This is a genomic window from Streptomyces albidus (ex Kaewkla and Franco 2022) (assembly GCF_013870515.1).
Classification (GTDB): domain Bacteria; phylum Actinomycetota; class Actinomycetes; order Streptomycetales; family Streptomycetaceae; genus Streptomyces; species Streptomyces albidus.
Genome location: NZ_JACBXA010000296.1, coordinates 1 through 6395, shown reverse-complemented (window position 1 = coordinate 6395; position 6395 = coordinate 1). Strand labels below are relative to the sequence as shown.

The window sequence follows — 6395 nt, the reverse complement described above, 5'->3', positions numbered from 1 at the left end:
GGCCCGCCAGCAAGGGCCAGCCGGGCCGCGCGGTCCGCAGATCTCCCTGGTTCCCCCGGGCGTCCCCTGTGCGGCAGCATGAGGCCATGGCGAACAAGCACGACCACCCAGGCGAGCAGGCAGCTGACGACCCGATCCGTCTGCTGGGCATCCGGGACACCGCGCTCTCCGTCGACGAGGTCTTCGCCGCGGTGGGCGACGCCGCAGCGGGCGGCACCGCACTCTTCGTCGGAACGGTGCGCGACCACGACGGCGGCGCTGACGTCACCCGTCTGGGGTACTCCTCGCATCCCACTGCCGAAGCCGAATTGCGCCGGGTCGCGGAGAAGGTGGCCGCGGACTTCCCTGTGCGCGCCCTGGCTGCGGTTCACCGGGTCGGCGAGCTGGCCGTGGGGGACCTCGCCGTGGTCGTGGCGGTCTCCTGCCCCCACCGAGGAGAGGCGTTCGAGGCCTGCCGCCGGCTCATCGACAACCTCAAGCACGAGGTCCCGATCTGGAAACACCAGTCCTTCACGGACGGCACCGAAGAATGGGTCGGCGCGTAGCGCTGTCCCTGGGGGTGGTGGCTGGGTGACGGGCGGGCGGGTCGGCGCGTGGCGCTGTCCCTGAGGGGTGGTGGCCGGGTGACGGGCGGGAGGGTCGGCGCTAGCGCTGTCCCTGAGGGCCGGTAGCCGGGCGAGGGGAGCGAGAGGCGCCGCGTAGCGCCGTCGTCTCCAGAGCCCGTTCCGTTCGACGCTCGGGCCGCCCCTCCGGTGGGCGGGTTGGCGTAGCGCTCGTCACCGTGCCAGGCGACCAGGGCACCCGTACGGTGCACTTTCGGCTTGCGGAACCTGCCCCCGGGAAAGAGCGTTGTCGTGCCGAGAGTTAATCTGCTCATCGGCCGTTCTGCCCGGCTGGACTCTGCCGGGCGACGTGTTCACAAGGGGTCGGGAGGCTTACATGGCGGCACTCTCCTGGTTGCTGATTCCAATTCTTGCCGCTGTCGCAGCGGGAATCTGGAGCAGCTGGGCAAGCCGGCGCCGGACCGGCATCCCGGATTCGGCAGGAGTCGCAGGTTACGAGCGTTTCCGTCAGGCCATGGAGCGATCGCGCGAGGACGAGGCCGTGGAGACCGCCCTGGCGGAACCCCCCGCGGAACCGGTCACGACCGCCGCTGTGACGGCCCCGGACGGACCGGCCCGGACGGCCGAATGACAGTGCGGGCCGGTACTGTCGTGCCATGCCACGCCGCACTGCGACGATGCTCGCATCCACGTTGCTGCTCATAGGTCTGCTCTGTGCAGGGCTGCTCATCCAGGTGCCTTACGCAGAGATGTCGCCCGGGCCCACGGTCAACACGCTCGGCGAGCACGACGGCGAGCCGGTGCTGAACATCAAGGACCGCAAGACGTACGAGACGTCGGGCCACCTGAACATGACCACGGTCCGCGTCACGGGCGCCGACTACCGGATGAATCTCGTGGCGGCCGTCGGCGGGTGGCTCCAGCACGACAGCGCGGTCGTCCCGCACTCGACGCTCTATCCGGAGGACAAGTCGGCCAAGGAGGTCGACCAGGAGAACGCCGAGGAGTTCAGCGCCTCGCAGGAGAGCGCGAAGGTGGCGGCGCTCGAGGAGCTGGGAATCGACGTTCCCTCCCACGTCATCGTGGGTTCCGTGGTCAAGGGCGGGGCGTCGCAGGGGAAGTTGCACGCGGGGGACATCATCCGGGCCGTGGACGGCAAGCGGGTCACGGAGCCGAAGGACGTGGCGGCTGCCGTGACCAAGCACAAGCCCGGTGACAAGGTCCGCTTCACCGTCATCCCGGCAGCCGACGCCAAGGCCGCCCAGAAGGCGAAGCGGAAGGTCTCCGCGCGGGACGAGAAGCAGATAGTCGTCGGCACCAAGAAGGCCGGCGACGACGGCCGGGCGATCGTCGGCATCCAGCCCGCGGTCGGTCACACGTTCCCGTTCGACATCGACATCAAGCTCGCAGACGTGGGGGGCCCGAGCGCAGGACTCATGTTCTCGCTCGGAATCGTCGACAAGCTGACCCGTGAAGACCTCACCGGGGGCTCGTTCGTGGCCGGCACGGGCACGATCGACGACAAGGGCAAGGTCGGCGCCATCGGCGGCATCCAGATGAAGACCGTCGCCGCGCGGGCCAAGGGCGCCAAGTACTTCCTCACCCCGAAGGACAACTGCGCGTCGGCCGCCAAGGACAGGCCCGAAGGCCTGACCCTGGTGAAGACCGGCACGATGAGCGAAGCCATGGACGCGCTGAAGAAGATCCGCGACGACGACACGGCCGCCCTCCCGAAGTGCAAGGCGAGCTGACGGCCGCGGTCCTTCACGTACGGCCCTCGCGGGTCACTCCTCGAACGTCGCCGCCAGCGCCTCGGCCAGCCCCGGCACCAGCCCGGCCCCGGTGAGCACCTCTGTCGCCGCGTCCTTCTCGCGCATCCGCAGCGCGGATTCACGGGTGCCGTCGCGCAGAACGGCGACCGTCATCCGGACCTCCTGGCGTTCGGGGTGCTCGGCGACCCACTGAGTGAGCCTCTCCTCGGCGCCCTCCTGCTGGAGTTCCTCCGGCATCGCCTCCTCGGCGGACTGCGGCAGCATCAGCCGTTCCACGGTCATGGCGCACCCCGCAACGGAGTCGGGCCAGGCGATCGTCGCCAGGAACTCGTCGAGCGGAGCGCCGGTGGGGAGCTCGTCCTGTTCCACGGGGGTGAGCGAGGTGCCGATCTCACCGGTGTCCTCGAAGCCGAGCTGCCCTGCAAGTTCGGGTTCCTGCTCGCGCAACTGGGCCGTGTCGACCAGGGCGAACAGCCGGCTGGGCTGATCCCAGCCCAGCCCTGCTGCGTACTCGTCGAGTTCCAGCACCGCCTGGGTGAGCGGATCGGCCGCTACGGGCGTGCCTTCGGTAGGGAGGTTGTCCATGTCTATATCGTGCCCGCTTCCACCCCGGGATCGGGAACTGGGTAAAGGTTCGTTAAGTTGCATGAGTGGGCCTACGATGCGGGCCCGTCCTCATCCACTGCGAATCTTCGAGGTGCGCACCTTGGCTTTCCAGATGCCGGACCGGGGCTCAGGGGGCCCCTCCGGGCCACGGATCAGAGTCGGCCGACCATCCCGGCGCGCCCGGACGCTGTTGATGACAGTGGGCGTGCTCGCGGTGCTGGCCATGCTCTTCGTCATGTTCGCCGGGTTCTGGACCGACTGGCTCTGGTATCGCTCGGTCTCCTACAGCTCCGTATTCACCAAGACCCTGTGGACCAAGGTCGGCATGTTCGCTGTGTTCGGCCTGTTGATGTCGGGGGCCGTCGGCATCAACATCTGGCTCGCGCACAGGCTGCGCCCGCCGCTCAGCGCCATGTCGCTGGAGCAGCAGAGCCTTGATCGCTACCGGATGAGCATCGCCCCGTACAAGAAGTGGGTGCTGCTGGGTGTCACCGCGCTGGTCGGGCTGATCGGTGGCGCTTCGGCCGCCGGGCAGTGGCGCACCTGGCTCATGTGGGTCAACGGCGTCGCCTTCGGCAAGAACGACCCGCATTTCGGGAAGGACATCTCCTTCTACGCCTTCGACCTGCCCTGGTATCGCTTCCTTCTCAGCTTCGGCTTCGCCGCCGCTGTCCTGTCGCTGATCGCGGCAGCGCTGGTGCACTACCTCTACGGCGGGCTCCGTCTCACCACCCCCGGCGCGCGCGCGACGGCGCAGGCGACCGGGCACCTGTCGGTGCTGCTCGGGTTCTTCGTCGCGCTGAAGGCCGTGGCCTACTGGCTGGACCGGTACGGGCTGGCCGTGAAGTCGGGTGACTTCAAGGCGACGGACAACTGGACGGGTCTGAAGTACGTCGACGCCAACGCCTACCTCCCGGCGAAGACGATCCTCTTCTGCATCGCCATCATCTGCGCGCTGTTGTTCTTCGCGACGATCTGGCGCCGCACCTGGCAGCTCCCCGTGATCGGCTTCGGGCTGATGGTGCTGTCGGCGATCCTGATCGGCGGCCTGTATCCGGCGATAGTCCAGAAGTTCCAGGTCCAGCCGAACGAGCAGGCCAAAGAGACGCCGTACATCGAGAAGAACATCAAGGCGACCCGGGACGCGTACGACATCAACGACTCCGAGGTCACGGACTACTCGGGCACCAGCAAGGTGGGCAAGGAACAACTGCGCGCCGCTGCGGACAACACCGCCAGTACGCGCCTGCTCGACCCGAACGTCGTCTCGCCGACCTTCCAGCAGAAGCAACAGGTCCGGGGCTACTACCAGTTCCCCGCGACGCTCGACGTCGACCGCTACAAGCAGAAGGGCGGCAAGGAGCAGGACACCGTCGTCGGCCTCCGGGAGATCAACACCGACGGCATCCCGGAGAAGAACTGGATCAACGAGCACTTCAAGTACACCCACGGCTACGGCATGGTCGCGGCCAAGGGCACCACGGTGGACAAGGACGGTGCGCCGGCCTTCACCGAGCAGGACCTCCCGCCGAAGGGCAACCTGGGCAAGTACGAGGGGCGCGTCTACTACGGCGAGAAGACGAACCAGTACTCGATCGTGGGCGGCCCGCAGAAGGAGCTCGACTACGCGGACGACAAGGGTGAGAAGACCTACACCTACGCCGGAAAGAGCGGGGTCAACCTCGCCAGCCCGGTCAACCGCGCCGCGTACGCCGTGAGTTTCAACGAGCCGCAGATCCTGTACTCGGGAGCGATCGGCGAGGGTTCGCGGATCCTCTACAACCGCACGCCCAAGGAGCGGATCGAGGCGGTGGCGCCGTGGCTGACCATCGACGGCGACCCGTATCCGGCGGTCGTCGACGGGCGGATCAAGTGGATCGTCGACGCCTACACGACCTCGGACGGCTACCCGTACTCGTCGAGTACGACGCTCGGTGACACCACCGCCGATTCGCTGACCGACGGTCAACGCGCCGTCGTCGCACGGCAGAACCGGGTGAACTACATCCGCAACTCCGTCAAGGCCACGGTGGACGCGTACACCGGCAAGGTCGACATGTACCAGTGGGACAAGAAGGACCCGGTGCTGAAGACCTGGATGAAGGCGTTCCCCGACACGGTCAAGCCGAAGGGCGAGATCGGCGGCGACCTGATGGACCATCTGCGTTACCCGCAGGACCTGTTCAAGGTGCAGCGGGAGCTGCTGACCCGCTATCACGTCACCTCGCCGTCGCAGTTCTACAGCGGCAGTGAGCGCTGGCAGATCCCGGACGACCCGACGCACAAGGGCAACGCGGTACCTCCGTACTACCTGAGCCTGCAGATGCCCGGCGCGAAGAAGCAGACGTTCTCGCTGACCACCACGTTCAACCCGAACAAGCGTGAGACGCTCGGCGCCTTCATGGCGATCGACGCCGATCCGCACAGTTCCGGGTACGGCAAGATCAAGATGCTGAGACTGCCGTCGAACACCACGGTCTCCGGGCCCTCGCAGGTGCAGAGCAAGTTCAACTCCGATCCCAATATCGCGGAGTCGCTCAACCTCCTCAAACGCGGTGACTCCGAGGTCGAGTACGGCAACCTGCTGACCGTGCCCCTGGAGGGCGGCCTGCTCTACATCGAGCCGGTGTACGTGCGTGGTGCGGGCACCAACTACCCACGCATGAGGAAGGTTCTGGTCACCTACGGCGAGCGCATCGCGTTCGAGGACACCCTCGGTCAGGCCCTCGACAAGGTCTTCGACAGCAAGGGCGAGTCCGGCCAGGGCGACGGAGGCGAACAGCCGGACGAGCCGCCGGCCGACAAGGCGTCCGTGCAGGAGGCCCTGGGCAAGGCCCAGGAGGCGTACGACGCGGGTCAGGACGCCTTGGAGAAGGGTGACTGGGAGGCGTACGGCAAGGCTCAGGACGACCTCAAGGAAGCCCTGAGGGACGCCAAGGACGCCGAAAAGAACACGAAGAAGGAGTAGTTGGGGGCATGGGGGTGCGAGCTTCCCGTGTGCGGAGCACCCCGCGTCGTGGTGTAGGGTTGTGAACACAACGGCGCGGGGTGGAGCAGCTCGGTAGCTCGCTGGGCTCATAACCCAGAGGTCGCAGGTTCAAATCCTGTCCCCGCTACTGAAGAAGAAGGGCCCGGATCCTCAAGGATCCGGGCCCTTCTTCGTTTTGCGCGCGTCAACCCCCCAACCCCTTTCGTGTCAGACGGTTTGAGGTGTCTCTCTGTCGGGAAGTCGACAAACCTCTGAAGTGACCTCACTTGGTGGTGGTATTCCAGGTGTACGTGGGTTGCGGGTGGTGCGACGATGGGGTTTATGGGGGACAAGGTGAGGCTCAACGGTCCACCGGGGGCCGGAACGAGCCGGACTGGTATTGACAACTGCACCGAAGACACTGCTGCGTTGAGCGTGCTCGGTGCCCAACTGCTGCGCCGCGGCGACCTCGACGGTGCCGAGGCG

At 66.9% G+C, this 6395-nt stretch carries 4 protein-coding genes and 1 tRNA gene; 4 read left to right on the top strand and 1 reads right to left on the bottom strand.

What is annotated here, in order from left to right; genetic code table 11:
- Positions 1-86: 86 nt before the first annotated feature.
- Positions 87-545, top strand: coding sequence for a molybdenum cofactor biosynthesis protein MoaE (locus H5J26_RS27095; protein WP_181768600.1), 459 nt, complete (start codon positions 87-89; stop codon positions 543-545).
- A gap of 674 nt (positions 546-1219) precedes the next feature.
- The gene (locus H5J26_RS27085; protein WP_181768598.1) at positions 1220-2314 is read left to right on the top strand and encodes a PDZ domain-containing protein; all 1095 of its coding nucleotides are present in this window, start codon (positions 1220-1222) and stop codon (positions 2312-2314) included.
- 33 nt (positions 2315-2347) lie between these two features.
- Here H5J26_RS27085 and H5J26_RS27080 read toward each other — a convergent pair whose 3' ends face one another.
- Complete coding sequence (locus H5J26_RS27080) at positions 2348-2920, bottom strand: PPA1309 family protein (protein WP_181768597.1); 573 nt, start codon at positions 2918-2920, stop codon at positions 2348-2350.
- 133 nt (positions 2921-3053) lie between these two features.
- Between H5J26_RS27080 and H5J26_RS27075 the strand changes: the two genes are divergently transcribed.
- Positions 3054-5909 carry a UPF0182 family protein gene (locus tag H5J26_RS27075; protein ID WP_235981176.1) on the top strand — a complete coding sequence of 952 codons (2856 nt, stop codon included), beginning with the start codon at positions 3054-3056 and terminating at the stop codon, positions 5907-5909.
- Between the two features lie 74 nt (positions 5910-5983).
- A tRNA-Met gene (locus H5J26_RS27070) sits at positions 5984-6057 on the top strand.
- The last annotated feature ends 338 nt before the right edge of the window (positions 6058-6395 follow it).

What these genes read in the sequence shown, in the direction of transcription:
- H5J26_RS27095 (WP_181768600.1), top strand. Translation starts at nt 87, where the DNA reads ATGGCGAACAAGCACGACCACCCAGGCGAGCAGGCAGCTGACGACCCG.
- H5J26_RS27085 (WP_181768598.1), top strand. Translation starts at nt 1,220, where the DNA reads ATGCCACGCCGCACTGCGACGATGCTCGCATCCACGTTGCTGCTCATA.
- H5J26_RS27080 (WP_181768597.1), bottom strand. Translation starts at nt 2,920, where the DNA reads ATGGACAACCTCCCTACCGAAGGCACGCCCGTAGCGGCCGATCCGCTC.
- H5J26_RS27075 (WP_235981176.1), top strand. Translation starts at nt 3,054, where the DNA reads ATGCCGGACCGGGGCTCAGGGGGCCCCTCCGGGCCACGGATCAGAGTC.